The organism is Planktothrix prolifica NIVA-CYA 540, assembly GCF_963864145.1.
Lineage (GTDB): Bacteria > Cyanobacteriota > Cyanobacteriia > Cyanobacteriales > Microcoleaceae > Planktothrix > Planktothrix agardhii.
On the sequence record NZ_CAWLTW010000001.1, the window covers coordinates 4,031,373 to 4,048,081 of the forward strand.

At 38.1% G+C, this 16,709-nt stretch carries 10 protein-coding genes; 3 read left to right on the forward strand and 7 right to left on the reverse strand.

What is annotated here, in order from left to right:
• Positions 1 to 3: 3 nt before the first annotated feature.
• Entirely contained in the window at positions 4 to 6,186 is a 6,183-nt protein-coding gene (locus AC559H_RS17750; RefSeq protein ID WP_026795428.1) for a translocation/assembly module TamB domain-containing protein, read from the reverse strand.
• Positions 6,187 to 6,715: 529 nt separating this feature from the next.
• Between AC559H_RS17750 and AC559H_RS17755 the strand changes: the two genes are divergently transcribed.
• Positions 6,716 to 7,090, forward strand: coding sequence for a DUF433 domain-containing protein (locus tag AC559H_RS17755; RefSeq protein ID WP_026787780.1), 375 nt, complete (start codon positions 6,716 to 6,718; stop codon positions 7,088 to 7,090).
• Positions 7,074 to 7,424 (forward strand): DUF5615 family PIN-like protein, encoded by a 351-nt coding sequence (locus AC559H_RS17760; RefSeq protein WP_026787781.1) that lies wholly within the window; start codon positions 7,074 to 7,076, stop codon positions 7,422 to 7,424. Before AC559H_RS17755 ends, AC559H_RS17760 begins: the two co-directional genes overlap by 17 nt.
• Positions 7,425 to 7,787: 363 nt before the next feature.
• On the opposite strand, the gene AC559H_RS17765 is transcribed toward AC559H_RS17760, so the two are convergent.
• The 5 genes from AC559H_RS17765 to AC559H_RS17785 all read right to left on the reverse strand — a co-directional run bounded on the left by AC559H_RS17765 (position 7,788) and on the right by AC559H_RS17785 (position 14,939).
• Positions 7,788 to 8,216 carry a DUF488 domain-containing protein gene (locus AC559H_RS17765; protein WP_027255203.1) on the reverse strand — a complete coding sequence of 143 codons (429 nt, stop codon included), beginning with the start codon at positions 8,214 to 8,216 and terminating at the stop codon, positions 7,788 to 7,790.
• An 8-nt stretch (positions 8,217 to 8,224) separates the two neighbouring features.
• Complete coding sequence (locus AC559H_RS17770; protein WP_051319511.1) at positions 8,225 to 9,052, reverse strand: DUF8758 domain-containing protein; 828 nt, start codon at positions 9,050 to 9,052, stop codon at positions 8,225 to 8,227.
• 135 nt (positions 9,053 to 9,187) lie between these two features.
• Positions 9,188 to 11,731 (reverse strand): phosphoenolpyruvate synthase, encoded by a 2,544-nt coding sequence (ppsA, locus tag AC559H_RS17775; protein WP_026795426.1) that lies wholly within the window; start codon positions 11,729 to 11,731, stop codon positions 9,188 to 9,190.
• A 769-nt stretch (positions 11,732 to 12,500) separates the two neighbouring features.
• On the reverse strand, positions 12,501 to 13,388 hold the full coding sequence (locus AC559H_RS17780) for a carbohydrate ABC transporter permease (RefSeq protein ID WP_036831596.1): 888 nt from the start codon (positions 13,386 to 13,388) through the stop codon (positions 12,501 to 12,503).
• 81 nt (positions 13,389 to 13,469) lie between these two features.
• Positions 13,470 to 14,939 (reverse strand): CIA30 family protein, encoded by a 1,470-nt coding sequence (locus AC559H_RS17785; protein WP_026795424.1) that lies wholly within the window; start codon positions 14,937 to 14,939, stop codon positions 13,470 to 13,472.
• 387 nt (positions 14,940 to 15,326) lie between these two features.
• On the opposite strand from AC559H_RS17785, the gene AC559H_RS17790 reads away from it, so the two are divergent.
• Positions 15,327 to 15,704 (forward strand): hypothetical protein, encoded by a 378-nt coding sequence (locus tag AC559H_RS17790; protein WP_026795423.1) that lies wholly within the window; start codon positions 15,327 to 15,329, stop codon positions 15,702 to 15,704.
• Between the two features lie 346 nt (positions 15,705 to 16,050).
• Here the strand turns inward: AC559H_RS17790 and AC559H_RS17795 are convergent, their stop codons facing one another.
• A complete protein-coding gene (locus AC559H_RS17795; RefSeq protein ID WP_026795422.1) occupies positions 16,051 to 16,647 on the reverse strand; it encodes a M23 family metallopeptidase in 597 nt (198 codons plus the stop codon).
• Positions 16,648 to 16,709 lie beyond the last annotated feature (62 nt).

Below are 16,709 nucleotides of genomic sequence, written 5' to 3' on the forward strand. Positions count from 1 at the left end.
TCCCTAAAATCTCGTTTCATACTCAAACCGAACTTCACTTTCATTCCTAAAATTCGTAACTCCCCGTAATAATATATTATCATTAAGACGATAATTAATATTAAATTGAAACGGTTGATCAGCGGCTAAAACCCGACTCAAGGAAACATAAGCATTATCAGTCACATCTAAACCCACTTCAATTCCCACTCCTAAAGCGGAAGCTGTACCCTTAGAACCTCGTTCGGCTACCCGCGAGGGATAAATCCTAAATTCCGTTAATCCCGTGGCGTTAATCACATTCTGTTGGAGTTTACCAAATAATCCGGTACTGGCAATATTTGCTAATACTAATGTACTATCATCTTGAATGCCTTGAATCACACTTCCCCCCAATAAAGCAACCAATTCATTTTGAGAACGGGACGGAGAACTTTGTAGCTTAATAATATCATTAATTTCCGAAGCTGGGCCGCGAACAATTGCGGTAATTCGGATCGTTCTAACACTTCCAAATCGAGAAGGACTTAGGGCTTCGGTTTGTTCCGCCGGAAAAGCTGAAGGGGGAGAAACAAACCTTAAAGTTTCAGGAACACGGGTGACTAAACGGACATCTAAAATTGGATTTAATCCCTCCGAAGGAACAAATATTGCCCGTTGGGGATAGCCTCGATCTAACCTTAATTGACTGGTATAAAGATTCACTTGTCCTCCGGTTAATTCAATCGTTCCTTGAGGACGAATATCATCAAGACTGGCTAAACTTCCATTTAATTCAATCGTTCCTTTCGCATTAAAATTAATTAAAGGTGCATTTAAAATCGGGGGAGTCATGACTTGAATATTGTCGCCTAAAGTTAGTTTTAATCCGTTCAGACTGACATCAACAGGAGGTTGAGTTGTATTGGTAGTATCTGTGGGTAAGGTAGCGGTTTGTTCCGAAGGTAAGGTAACTTTTCCCTGACTTAATATGACTTCTCCTCCTAATTTTGGTTTTAATAATGTTCCTGTAAGAAGAATAGCACCGGAGGCATTTCCTTTATAGAGTTCGGGTAAATTTAGGGTTAATTGTTCTAGGTCTAATTGTAGAGGAGTTTGCAGATCTGGGTCATTTTCATCTAAGGGATGAGACACGGGTAAAACCCCACTTAATCGGATATGTCCGGTTCCTTTATCTCCTTGTAAATCTCCTTGAATATCTTTTACTTGAATGCGATCGCCGATAAATATAGCTGTTCCACTTAATCCGACAATTGATTGTTCTAAACTGCGGGCGGTTAAAACGGCATCTTGGATTTTAAATAATCCTTCTGGTGTCAGATCGAGTTTAATTCCTCCGGTTTCCGGTTGTTGTAAACTACCACTAATTCTTAATTGAACTAATCCTTTTCCTTCCTGCCAATTTAATTCGGGATTCAGTAAATTGATTACCGCTAATCCTTGATCTTTAATATCAACTCTAACATCAACTACATCACTTTCAGAAGTCACTTTTGCAAAGGGTAATTGAAAGGGTAAAGTCCCTCTAAAATTAATCGGATCGGTTTCAGTCACTAACAAACTTCCGCCAAATCTTAGTCGAGCATTATTATAACTAAAACTACTTTGAGCTTCTTGAATTAGTTCATTATTAACCGTTGCTTCTAATAAGGTTAATTCCCCCGATGATTGGGGATTATCTAAAGTTCCCCCAATACTCGCCCGAACATTCAATTGTCCGGTTAAATCCACATTTGGCAAATCGACAATTTTTTCAATTTCTTCTAAGCGGATATTTTTGCCTCGAAACTGACCTGATGTTTGTTGATTTGCTAAATTTAACTGTCCGCGAAAATCATATAATGCTGATCCAGCACGCAATTGAATGGGTTCAACTCGCACCACATTATCTACAAAATTCGCTTCTAATAAAAACTGATCGGCGGTATATCTGCCATAATTCCAATCTTGACCTTTGATGGTTGCTGCTGCATTAATTCCCCCTTGAATTGAACCTTTAAATGCCATTTCTCCGGTAAATTTTCCGTCTAAATCTCGTAAAGGAGGTAAGGGCTCCGCCGCGATTTCTGCTAGGGATTCTTGTAATATTCGTCTAATTTCTTCTAGGCGTTGTAACTGTTCAAATAACGTAGCTGTGGGGGGTAAACCTACGGGAACAGGCTTTACATCGGCGGCTATTCCATAGTTTGGAGGGGTTAATCCTCTGCCTAAATCTGCTAAATTAAAGATTTTTAGGGCGGTTAAAATATCCTGTAAACTTCCTTGGGGAATTTTAATTGTACCTTCAAATTGATTCGATACAGTGGATAAATTCTGGGTTTGAGGTGTAGAAAGACTGGCTAAAATATCAGAAATATTGGCTTGACCATTAATTATAATCTGAGTTATGCCTTTGCTCAATTCAGCATCGGTTAACTTAGCAATACCATTTTGATAACTAAAATTTCCCAAAAATAAATCGGTTTCAATATGACCTAAAATTAGGTTCTGGATCGCAATATTTCCGATTACTCCTATTTTATTAATATCAAAACTAGCTAAATTGGAGACGGTTAATTTTCCCGATGCAATGCCTTTTAATTGCCCAATTTCTAATTCAGCAAGGGGAGATAAACTTAAAGTTTGTAGAGGAAAATCATCTAAATTAATCTCTAAATTATTCCCTTGGGAATTTCCGACCAATAGACTATCATTCCGTTTTACTAAAAAGGAAGTCGGTAAATATTGATTATCTAAAGCTAATTCTATTTTATCCCTTTCTCCCGCCAAGGCAATATTAACCTTTTGATTCGGAATAATATCAACCGTTCCTGCTAGAATGGATTCAAAGGTGACATCCCTAACTGCAAAGTTATTTAATCTTAAATTTCCGTTTAGGTTTAAAGCCGAAGGAGTCCCCGTTAATTTACCATTAAAATCAACAATTCCAGCCACTAAAGGACTATCTCCGGTTCTAATTTCTAAGGGTAAAGCAGTTAAGAAACTTTGCACTAATGGAGATTGTAAATCAAAATTATCAGCCCGAACATTTAGGTTTAAATTAGATAATTGGGGAATACCATTTCCTTGAAATTCAACTCCAATTAAGCCATCAGTTGAAAATCCCTGGGTTTCAGCTTTTTTAATATTAATTTCTCGACCATTCCAGCTTGCAATGGCTTCAAAAGGTTGTTTAATAATCGGTAATTCTGTTAGTCTTAATTGACCTAATGCCTGTATAGTGTTGGGATTAAAGGAGGCAATATTTCCTTCTCCGGTGATTTCAGTAGTTAATAATCCTCGCAATAAAGGCATATTTTCAGCTTGCTGTAATAGTCCATTTTGACGTAAACTATTTGGTATTTGAGATTCAACTAATTGAGAGAATCGACCTAAAGCAATTTGATCTCCTTTAATGGTTGTTTTCCATTGTCCTTGTCGAGTTTCTCCGGTTGCTAAAACTATACCTCCGTCTCGACCTAAATTTACCTTACTATCGAGGAAAGCTATTAAGTTATTAGGGGAAAAATTAGTCAGATTTCCATTAAGTTTTGCTAACCCTTGTAGGAATCCTCCTTGAAAATTTAAGGCGTTAATTTCAGCTACTAAACTAGGTTGTAAATTTGCTAAGGGTAATCCGAAATTAATTAAGGGTTGTAGAGGAATTTGATCGGTGATTACTTGACCTGTTAATTGATTATTCGCTAATTGTCCTTCCGCGTTAATAATTCCACCAAAATTACCTAAATTAACCTGTGCTAATCCCGTAGCAATCAGAGTATTAAGATTAAAATTAGTTAAATTTCCGGTAACATTTCCTTCTCCGTTTAAACGACTATTACGAAAGTCTAAGGTTTGAATTTGATTCTGAAGGTTAGGGGGTAAATTAGCTAGGGGTAAACCTAAATTAATCCAAGGATTTAACTGAATTTCCTTGGCGTTGAATTGTCCTTGAAATTGTCCTTGATTTAGTTGACTATTGGCGGTAACAATTCCCCCCAATTGACCTAAATTAATCACTGTTTTCGCATTTCCAGTAAAGTTATTAGGGTTGAAATTATCAATTTTACCGGATAGAGATCCATCAATTTGTAAAGTTCCTTGACTGATATCTAAACTCTGAATTTGGGAGGTAATAGAATCAGTTAAGTTAGCAAAGGGTAATCCAATATTAATTAATCGAGGTAAGGATAAATTATTGCTAGAAAAATCCGTTTGTAGGAGTCCGTTTTGAAGTTGGGCGATCGCCTTAATTGTGCTATTCTGAAAATTAAGTTGAATTTGACTATCCGCTTTTAAACTATTTAAAGAAAAATTTTGCAAATTTGCTGATAACTTGGCGGCTAAATTTAACTGACCATCGGTTAAATCAATAGATTGAATTTGTTGTTTAGTTTGATCAGGAATGGCTGCAAATAATAGACCCAAATCAACTAATGGAGTCAGGGAAAGTTGATTAGCTATTATCTCAGCATTCCAAATCTGATTATTAGTTGGTTGAGCAATAATATTAAGATTACCCTCAGCAATTTTAATCTGTGCTTTCGCCGTATTTCCTGAAATTTGAGCTTCCCCAAAAATCGGATAAATTGTTGAAGGTAAGGAGAATTGAGTATTAGCTTTTAAGTTGTCTAAATTCCCAGAAATTTGACCATTTGCTGATAGGTTTCCAATCGGAAAACTGGGGATAAATCCGTAGGATTTAGCGATCGCATCCACAGGAATATCATTAACATTAAAATCTAACTTAACAATCGGATTAAGTTCAGTTTTTTGTTGTGAAATCTGAGGATTTGGGGGTAATTTAGGCAAAGTTTTTTGATCAACCGTCCCCTGGGGTTTTATTGGGGGTGCTAATAACGCGGTCATTCCTGCTAATTTAACTTCCCCTTTTCCGGTTACTGACCCCCCAAGGGAAGGTTGAATTAATAGGTTTTGAATCTCAATAATTGGATCAGATAAAATCTTAAAATTTGGATCAAGTTTAGTTAAGATATTAAAATCCGTTTGAATCTGATCAAAATAAACGCGATCTAATAAGGTTTTTTGAGTTGTGGCGATATTTCCTGAAATTTTAGGACTGTTTAAATTTCCTTTTAAGTTAAGATTAGCTTTCAATTCTCCCGTCACCGGAAAGGGAAGGGTAACAGGTTTTTTCTGAATAGTTTCTACGGTTTTTAACAGGGTGGAAACTTGAACAGGTTGTAAGTTTGCTAATAAATCAACTTGAGTTTTAGCTAAGTCTAAATCGGAATTAGTTGAAACCGATCCCGTTAATCCTAGAGCCAAATCTGCCATAGTAGTATTCAACTGATCAATGATCAATTTAGTTCCTGAAAAGCGCAATTTAGCTTGACTCAGATTAACGGGTTGGGGAAGACTATCAACAGCAACTTTAACTTGATCTAAATTCAGCGTTCCCCGAACATCTAATGGTTTATAATTATTTAATTTAACGTTTAAATTTGTATTGAGTTTTCCCTGTTTAATCGAAATCCCAGGAGTATCTACAAACCAAGCTAAATGGCTTAAATCTAAACGATTAGCTTGAATTTGAGCATTAACTTTTCCTGTTTCTAATAAAGCATCTCCTTTGATGACAAAAGTACCTGTTTCTGCAAATTTACCCCTTAAATCCGCTTGAATGCTCTGCTGATCTTCGGTTAAATTAGCTTTGATTTGATCCACCGCAATCACAATCGGCTTTTCTTTGGCTTTCAAAAGCTGATATGGCATTAAATTAATTTGAGCATTTTCAATCCCAATCGTTCTAAAAACCAATGTAACCGGAGGATTTGGATCTAATTTAAGTTTAGTATCAATCCAGTTTCCCGATGAATTTTGTTCAATATAAATATTAGGATTAACTATGGTAATATCAAGTTGAACCTTGGGTTTAAACAAGGATAAAAGAGAGAAATTAACCTCTACCGCCGTCGCTTCCCCCCTATCCGTATCCGTGGCTGTGGCGGGGATGGACGAATGACCAAAACGAATACTATTTAGGGTAAATCGTTCCAGGGGGCCAACATCAACGGGCCGTTGTAGTATCCCTTCTAAAACATTACTAATTATGGGGGCTAACCGATATCGAATCAACCAACTAGCGGTTGTCCCCACGGCTAACAGGGTGACTCCGCAGCCCAAACCTCCCCAAAGCAAAATCCGCTTTAACCGTCGTCGGCGGGGTAAAATTGATTCAGAATTGGGATTCGGTGTATTAGTCATCTCAAATCTGGCTGTAAGTAAATCAAAACAACATTATAGAAGCAATTCAGACTTTAGCATTTTAGCAGTGACATTGATCGGACAGAAGGAGAATGAGAACATTATAGGGATAAGTTAAGTTAAGAAGATTTAGAAACGGGGATAAAAATCTTCTTTTTTTTGAAGTCTTGACTAAAAATTATTAACGAAATGTTTTTCTCCAAATAAAAAGCACATCATCCCAATCTTTTTCAACATCAAAACCACCGATTTTTTCTACTAAATGGGGTGGATTTACCTTTTGCAAATCTTGATGCAGTTCTTGGTCACTATCGGAAAATATACCGAAAGTTTCTGGGTATCATTCTCTATAAGGTGAATATATCGAAACTTTCGGCTTTTTGTCCCCTAGTGGTTGACAAAACAGAAAGTTTCAGTGTAATAACATAGTTAGGCGGTCAGGAAAACTTTGGTAATCAATCATACGGTGTCAGACAAAGTATTCTGATTTTTGCTAAAATATTTTTATGCAGTTCAACTCAGGTGCAATATGTCCCTAATGAACACCCCAGCCAAATTCCAAGTAACTTCTCCCCCTTTTCGTTGGGATGAAGCGGGAGGTATCCGTATAGGTTCAAGCCGAGTGACTCTGGATAGCATACTTGCCTCATACCACAACGGCTCCACTCCTGAAGAAATCGCTATTCAGTTTTCAGTTCTTCGTTTGGAAGATATATACAGTACCATTGCTTATTATTTAAATCACCGTCAGGAAATTGACAGTTATTTGGAGCAACGTGACCAACAAGCTCAACAACTGAGACAACAACTAACTCAAAAACACAACTTAGTCGATTTAAGACAGCGCTTGCTTGCTCGTCATCAGTCAAAAGGAGAGTCGAGGCAAAGTGCGCCTTCTAACTGACGAAAATTTTAATGGAGCCATCTTGCGTGGGCTGGTGAGGCGTTTACCTGAATTAGATATAATTCGCGTCCAAGATGTAGGACTGATGAACACTGGCGATCCAGATATTTTAGAATGGGCGGCTAATGAGGGACGCATCTTGCTCACCCATGATGTAGCCACTATTACGATGTATGCCTACAATCGTGTCAATCAAGGACTACCTATGACTGGAGTTGTTGAGGTGATCTCAAAAGCGCCCATTGGTAAGATCCTTGATGATTTAGAACTATTTATTTGTTGTATTGAACCTGAAGAATGTGAAGGTCGGGTTCTTTTCATTCCTTTCTCTTGATGCGATCTCTATCATTTTCTACTCCAGAAATCTAAGTTGCCTAACACGTTGTTGGAGCGGACGGAGCGAGAGAACTTGGTGGTGAGTTCAAGGCTAACTGCCGCCGCTCAACTTTGCTGTTATACTCTTAGTCTGAAAGTGAAAATTTGGTATTATAGCATAGATTTTTTTTGCAAGAGGTCTAATCAAAACAACATTATCGCATTTTTTTCTCTTTTCCTAGTCAGAGTATGAAAATAGGGAATTGTGGGCTTAAATAAATCCCTATGGAAAGAAATTTTTAAGGATTGATTCATTGTTTAAGAAGTTGCGATCGCACTTTTAATTAAAATAATAATTTTTCATTTAAAAAGTTATGTTCATCTACTCTAAATGTTCGATTTGACTATTGGAAATTAGTTTAATTAGATGAGTAGCAACATCTGTTCTATGACATCTATGAAAGTTCATTTCAGCACACAATAATAAAACCGTTCCTTGTTCAGCGAGTTCAGCAACTTCACCTAAAGCGATATCTGCTGCTTCTGAGTCGGGAGGAATCCAATTTTGTTGACCAGATATATTACCTAAAGCAGTTTTAGAGATATATTTAACATTATTAGCTTCACAAACTTCTTGAAGTTTATTCCCATACCATTTACGACTCCAAGCCCGGGGAGTCATTCTCACATCAATCACAAAATTAACCTGATATTTATTCAGATATTCTAAAAATACATCATAGTTTTTTCGATTCCCATATCCGAAGGTTAAAATTAGCTTATTTTTGAGTTTTGAAATATTGTTTTTCATATTTTTGATTAACAATCAAATAATTTTAACTGGCTATAATTTTGATTGGGTTGGTCAGATTTTTTGGGAATAGGTGGATAAAATAAACCTATAATCATAAAAGTTTGTCGATGATCTTTTAAATTACCAACAATAAAGTATAAATCTTTTTTGTTTAAAAAGTCAACCTCTAATTTTTCTCGAACTTTTTCTAGTGCTTCTGCTTCTCGTTCTTCTAAAGTATCTTTTTTTGATCGATCTCTACATTTTCGATAGAGTTCAGAAATTTCCCAATCACTAATTGAATATTTATGTTTAACTTGATTATTTTCAATAAATTCATAACCAAATTTGTAGGGTATTTTTTCAAGGTCTGAAGGAATTTCAAAGAAGTCCAGTTGATCTAATATGCCTTGTTGTTTATCTCCCCATTCACGCTTGTCTTTTTCATAATAATATTTTAGGATAGACTCTGGTTTGATAATTCCCAGAGATTTCCCTTGATCTCTAATATCTTGGATTGATTGAAATTGTAAGGGTAATACAAAAGATTTCCTTTCTGACCAATTATTTTGCGTTCCTATGCGCCTTAAAATTTCGATAGAAGAATCATCAATCCGATAACTCTCTAATCTGGAATCCTTATCACTTTTTTCTATCTTAACACTAATAATTGACCAACGGGGATAACGTTTATCAAAATCTAGCTTTCTAAATCGTATAGGATAAATACGAATCCATTCTAAAGGTTGTTCGTTATCATCCAGAAGAATACCAGCAGTACAGACGGTTTCTCGGTACTTGGTACTAATTGAAGGATAGGTTTTAGTCGCAATCAAAATTTTTCTTCTTTCCATAAAAATCCAATAGATTCACTGGCAAGATTAACCCCAATAAATAAAGGGTACAGCATCGCCATACCCTAATAATATTAAATCCTAAAGCAAACTATCTTTGTAGACAGACGCGCCGTGGCACGTCTCTACAACAATTTATTTGGCTTTGGCAACGTCCATAACTTCATCTAACAACGTGCCAGATTCCTCCATTTTGCCAATATCCAGAATCGTTTTAATCACCGAGTCAGGATTCAAACTAATCGAATCAATTCCTAACTCCACCAAGAACCGGGCAAATTCAGGATAATCACTAGGTGCTTGACCACAAATTCCAATCTTGCGACCATATTTTTTAGCTGCTTTAATGGCAATAGTCACCATCCGACGAACAGCTTCATTGCGTTCATCAAAAATATGAGCAACTAAGGCAGAATCTCGGTCTAAGCCTAACGTTAATTGGGTTAAATCATTAGACCCAATCGAGAATCCATCGAACACGGCGGCAAATTCATCGGCGAAAATCACGTTACTGGGAAGTTCACACATCACATAAACTTCCAAACCATTGACGCCCCGTTTCAGACCGTGTTTTTCCATTTCTGCTAACACTTTCCGACCTTCATCGGGAGTGCGACAGAAGGGAATCATCGGGGTGACGTTGGTTAAACCCATTTCGTCCCGAACCCGTTTCAGGGCCACACATTCTAACCCGTAGGCTTCGCGGTAGTTGGGGTCATAGTAACGGGAGGCACCCCGCCAACCAATCATCGGGTTTTCTTCCTTGGGTTCAAACTGACGGCCACCTAACAGGTTGGCGTATTCGTTACTCTTGAAATCGGACATCCGCACAATTACGGGATTCGGATAGAAGGCCGCGGCAATCATCCCGATACCATGGGCCAGTTTATCAACGAAGAAGTCTGGTTTATGGTCGTAGATTTTCGTCATCTCAGCGATTTCCCGTTTGGCTAACTCATCTTCGAGTTGGTCAAATTTCAACAACGCTAACGGGTGGGCTTTAATATGGTTAGCGATAATAAACTCAAGCCGCGCTAACCCGACACCATCGCAGGGAATCGAAGACAAACCGAAGGCTTCTTCCGGGTTGCCCACGTTCATTAAAATTTTTGTCCGGGTTTTGGGCAGATTATCGAGAATAGTTTCTTGGATTTCAAAGGGAACTAACCCCTCATAAACCCGACCTTCTTCTCCTTCAGAGGAGGAAACGGTAATTTCTTGACCGTTTTTAATTACCGAGGTGGCATCACCGCAACCGACAATGGCGGGAATTCCCATTTCACGGGCGATAATTGCTGCGTGGCACGTCCGTCCGCCAGCGTTGGTAACGATAGCGCTGGATTTCTTCATAATCGGTTCCCAGTCGGGGTCAGTCTTGTTGGTGACTAACACTTCACCCGCTTGGAATTCATCAATTTTATGCACATCCAGAATCACCCGGGCTTTGCCTTGACCAATCATTTCGCCCACGGCCCGACCGCGAGACAGAACTTTACTGGTGCCTAGCAGTTTGAAGTTTCTCAAAACCGAACCGGATTTCTGGGATTGCACGGTTTCAGGACGGGCTTGGACGATGAATAATTGTCCGGTAATTCCATCTTTAGCCCATTCAATATCCATCGGAGTATAAGTACCCCGGACTTGGGAATAGTGGTTTTCAATAATACAAGCCCACTTCGCCAGTTGCAGAATTTCGTCGTCGGTAATACAGTATTTATCCCGTTCTGACTGCGGAACTGAGATATTTTTAGTTAGTTTAGAACCTCCGATATCATAGACCATCTTCAGTTCTTTGCTGCCTAAGCGTTTTTCCAAAATAGGACGGAACCCTTGCAGTAAGGTCGGTTTGAATACAAAATATTCATCGGGGTTAACCGTGCCTTGAACTACGTTTTCTCCTAAACCATAGGCTCCAGTTACTAAGGCTGCATTCTTGAATCCGGTTTCTGTATCAATGGAGAACATCACCCCGGAACAGGCGAGGTCAGACCGTACCATTTTCTGCACACCCACGGACAGGGCGACGTTAAAATGGTCGAAATTTTTAATGGTGCGATAGGAAATTGCCCGGTCGGTGAAAATCGAGGCAAAGCATTTATGGCAGGATTCTAAAACTCCTTCTTCGCCATAAACGTTTAAGTAGGTTTCTTGTTGTCCGGCAAAACTGGCATCGGGTAAGTCTTCGGCGGTGGCGGAGGAACGCACAGCAACGTCTACATCATTGGAATAGCGTTTGCATTCTTCTTTATATTCTTCGCCAAATTGTTTACAAAAATCCCCATCGGTACTGTAGCGTTCGCAGAGTGTTTTATAAGCGCTGGTAATCGCTGCTTCTAATTCTGGTGGAAACGGAGTGTCTAAAATCAATGAACGAGCTTGTTTCCCGCGTTGTCGCAGGTTTGGCATATCTTCAACGTCGAGGTCTGCAAAGAGTTCCCGTAGTTTTTTCTCTAAACCCGCAGACTCAATAAAATAACGATAAGCATAGGCAGTGGTGGCAAATCCATTCGGAACATTAACACCTTGGGAAGTGAGTTCTCGAATCATTTCGCCCAAGGATGCGTTTTTCCCACCTACTGAGGGAATATCAGAAATTCCCACTTCATCAAACCACAGTACAAAAGCTGTTTCTTTCGCTTCTGAATTTACTGTTTCAGTCGTTGCATAAGTGTTAACCATTTTTAAAATCCTCCAATTGGAATGACTGTTTGATTAAAATTCAGTCAATCTTTATTGTTTATTTAAGTTCAAACTTAGGTCAGAACGTATTAATACTTACTCGTACATTCTAAGTTAAGTTTCTCTAAATCATTCTTGAACTTTGCAGTTCTTAAGATTGCGTCCGGTTTTTCTCTCTAGGTCTGAACTTTTGTTCTCAACTGAGGTTTTTTTCCCTCTATATTCAAGACTACCACCTTCTATCCCTATTACAATATAGGTTCTTTTTACTTCCATAGTAACCTAATGTAAAAGATTATTGCTGCCAGGGAGTTCTGGGCTATTCTTAAAAAAGATTAAGTTCTCAAAACCTTGAGAATTAACATTAACAAATGTTGCAAATGAATATTAACAATTGTATCAAAAAATCCAATATGGTTTCTACAAGCCTTCTGAGTCTAAATACTTGTCTAATTTAATAAGTACCTAAACAAAATTAATTACACATCCTCTACCCTGTTCCCTCCCCCCCTAGCCCCCCGTGCACGGGGGGTTTGGGGGCTCCTCCGTGCACGGGGGTTTGGGGGCTCCTCCGTGCACGGAGGGTTTGGGGGGCTCCTCCGTGCACGGAGGCTGTTCCGGTGTTCCCTCTCTCAACTAGGTAATTTATTTTGTGCAACTACTTATGCTATCAAATTACTGTTGTCAGGTTTTATCCTTTTCGCAGTCAGAGTGTCCTCACTCGCTGAAAAATCCTTCCCACCCCACAGTCCTCGAGACATCAAACATCCTACGTTAAATGATTACTGCTATTAATATTTTCCGTAAATCGTTCAATTGCTAATCGTAAAATTGATAATCCTAAAACAATTAAAAATAGAATTAACCCGATAGTACAAGCATAGCCAAATTCTAACTGTTGAAATCCTCGTTCATATAAATAATAAACAATGGTTTTAGAACTATTTCTCGGCCCGCCTTGGGTCATAATAAAAACTTCTTCAAATACTTTCGTGGAGGAAATCGCCGAAATTACCCCAACTAAAACCATATAGGGTTTCATCAGAGGTAACGTAATATCCCAGTGTTTTTTAAACCCATCCGAACCATCAATACTAGCAGCTTCATACAGTTCTAAGGGAATAGTTTGTAATCCTGCTAAATATATTACCATATAATAGCCTAAACCTTTCCAAATCGTCACCGCCATCACACTAAATAAGGCAATATTCGGACTGGTTAACCAAGGAATAGGCGGAATAGCAATAGCGTTTAAAAGTTGATTGAAAAAACCATTTTCTGCATATAACCATTTCCAAGCAATACCCGCTACCACCATAGAAATCACAACCGGGACATAATAAGCAGTTCTAAATCCATTCATTCCTCGTAATTTTTGGTTAACTAAAATTGCTAAGGTTAATGGTACAAAGACTAACACAGGAACTACTATGATTAAATAAAGAAACGTATTTTTTAAGGTTTCCCAGAATACCTCATCTGTCCATAACCGTTGAAAATTTTTTAACCCCACCCATTCTGGAGGTGTGAGTAAATCGTAACTAAATAAACTCAGATAAAATGCTTGTAACGCTGGCCAGAATACCGTTAAGGTAAGCATTAATAAAGCCGGAAATAAAAATAAATAAGGCGTGAAAACAGGTTTAAACTTTAACATCACTTTTTATTAAATAATTAATAAAGTTCGTTGTTGGGCTTTAGCCCTCAAGATTGCGCTTAAGCGCAACAACGAATTATGTTAGTCGGATTTTAACTCAGAAAATAACTCATCCCAATTTCCTGAAAACTGACTATCCGGTTCTGTTTTAACTTCAAATGTTGTATTACAAGCTGGCGCTTGAGTTAATACTTGAATACACAATTCGGCAATATCATCTCGACTAACTTGCCCTTTAATCGTATCACCTTGGGCAAATTTTAAAGCCGAACCTCCGGGCACTTCTGTTAACGCACAGGGACGAATAATAGTATAGGGAATACCGCTAGAACGAATCACATCTTCTCCTTTTAATTTCCAAGTTAAAATTCCTCCTAATTGGTCGTTTAAACGCACCGCAGGAGGTTCTTCTGCTAAATTTAATCCAGGTTTCCCTGGACGAGTTACCCCCGCCGAACTCACCTGCACAAATCGAGGTAATACTGTCCCACCATAAGATTTAATAGACTCAATTTCTAATTGAAATAATCCCGGTTGAAATTTAGGGTTTAAACCTCCATCATATTCAAACTTACTCAACATTAACTGGAGGGAAAATACCTGACTAGAATCAAAAGGTTTTCCATCTTTTACGGTTTTAGCTCGAAATACCGGAATTAATTCTGTAAACGGAATTCTAATCGTAATCGGAATATTATAAACCGTATCAAAAGAATAACAATATCCCACACTATCCCAACCATCATTACAGCGAATAATAAATTTATATCGTTTTCCATCTCCTTTAACTCGTAACTCGATTCCCTGATAGTCTGATAAATCTAAAGCAGGTTCAAAATTGCGAGTTCTAATAGAAACAAAACCTCCAGAATTAGCCGTTGAAACATATCCCGTAAATAATCCGCCATCTGGGATTAATTTTAACGAACTTTCACTAATACCCCCCATAACAATATCATCTAATGCTCCCCAAATTTCCTTAATCTCCTCCGTGGGTTTGGTAAAATCAAACAGAATTTTATCCCCAGCTTTCTTGAGAGTTACAGGTACAGCATAAATTAAATTTTGGATGCCTTTATATTCGACTAATTCCGGCACATCAACCACTTCCGGCATATAAAACTTAATTCCTTGATAATATTTTTCTCGATTAGGAGTATCTCCCTCCACAGGTTGAACTTTGGTTCCATTACAACAAATAATTGCAGTAACATCTTTGAAAATAGCCGAGGTTAAGGTTTCGGGAATTGTTAAATCAGCTTCAATTAATTCTACCGTATTTCCTAATATTGTTCTAGCTCTTTTAATATCCCTAACCAAACAACGCACCGTTATTCCCCGTTGTTGTAACCGTTTAACAACTCGTTTTCCTACCCCTCCGGTCGCCCCGACTACTAATATAATATTCGGTTTCTGTTGCGGTTGTTTTGTACCCATTCTCAATAAATTTTGTATCCAACTAATATTACCAATAAAAGGAACAACCCCAAAATAAGCCAGGGTTTTTAGAAACCTTCCCCCATCCCATTGTCCTTTTTGTTGCTCTACCATTGCCTTCTCCCGATAATTTTGTTAAAGGACTGTGCTTAAAGATTAAGATATGTAACAAATTTAATGGTAACAGAAGAAAGCCAAAGTTTCTCAAGGTCTGTGAAATCGTCAATCCTCAAAATTATGGCCTTTCCCTTCCCCAAATAGAAATATCTGTGTTAAGGTATCTCTTGATTGTATAGAAACGGAAACAATGGAAAATATTGATTTAGAAACAGCGCTCCCCGTCGGACTCGCTTTAGTGATTGTTGTAGGTAGTTTTTTGATGATGTTTACCAATTTTTGGACAACCAAGAAACGATAGCCATTAAAAAGGCTATAATAGAGAAGTTAAAAGTATAAAAAATATTTCATCTCCAGCTATTCTCAAAAACCAGAGTTTTAATCATGATAGATTTAACAACAATTGCTGAGTTTTCTCGAAATAACTGTTTGGGAATTTGTGCCTTTTTAATCCCATTTAATATATTAGCTACCTTACAAACCTTAATTTTTATTGGTCTAAATCGTCCCACCTCTCAAATCCTATTAATTTCTGGGTTTGCTAGTTTATATTCAGGATTGATGGTACTGCACGTTTTCAGTTGGTTTATGATTGGTGTGGTAATGATTCCCACCTATATCCTATTATCACTAGGAACAACCTGTTTAGTGATTAATATTTGGGCGATTAAATCCCCTGATAATTTAAAGTATTTTATCGAAAAAATAGTTTCATTTGCTCAAAAAATACTAGGCAAATTACAGAATCCAGCTTTTAACTAAAGCGATGGAATCTTCTGAAACTATCCATATTCACACAGATTAAAATCTTTGAAATCTGAACACGGATTAAACGGATTACGCAGATTAACACAGATTAAAATCTTTGAAATCCGTGAAATCCGCTTAAATCCGTGATCCCGATTACCTAACAAAAAAGACCAGCGCAAAATCTCAATTGCTGGTCTGGGTTTATGGATACCGTTGTTGTTTCGATTTGAAGATACCTAAACGCCGCGTTTCTTAATCAGCCTGCGGGCATAGATTTTCAAATCTCACATTAACTATTGTATCAAGGGTTACTCATTTTTTTGACAAAAATTTAACTTCAGGCGGTACGAGTCAACAATTAACCCCGATTAGCTTGTTGAACTTGTTGATTATACATCGAGCGTAACACCCGACCGGGATCAACCCAGTTGCCATTATGCTTTAATCCCCAGTGTAGGTGAGGGCCCGTTGTCCGTCCACTCATCCCCACCCTAGCAATTCTCGTCCCAGAAGGAACTTGTTGACCCTCCCAGAGTTGAATCCCTCCTTGTCGGTCAATAAAATAAGTCCCTTGAGCGTTTTTTTCCACGCTACCTTGAACATGACAATAAATATGTTCCCACTGACCCGACTGAATCGCAATTCCAGTCCCGCAACGGTCATCTTGCCAAACTTCTGTCACCGTCCCCTGCCACCAACTACGAATATAACTGCCTTGGGGGGCTGCTAAATCTAAACCATAGTGAAAACCCGACCCCCGATACCCAAACGGGGAAGTATATTCTTGAAAGCCTTCAACGGGGAAAGAAGCTCCCGACCAGTTTACACCCGTTGCCACTTCAGCATTTTGAGCTTTGGCGAACTGTTGTTTCCATCCCAGTCCCCCAAAACCCAGACCGATTAATCCTGCTAGTAAAATAAGATTACCTGGACGAAATAATTTAGATTTTGCCATCAATGTTTGACTCCTCAATCACTAAAAAAGGGTTATTAGTGGGATTTTTTATAAATTTTCAG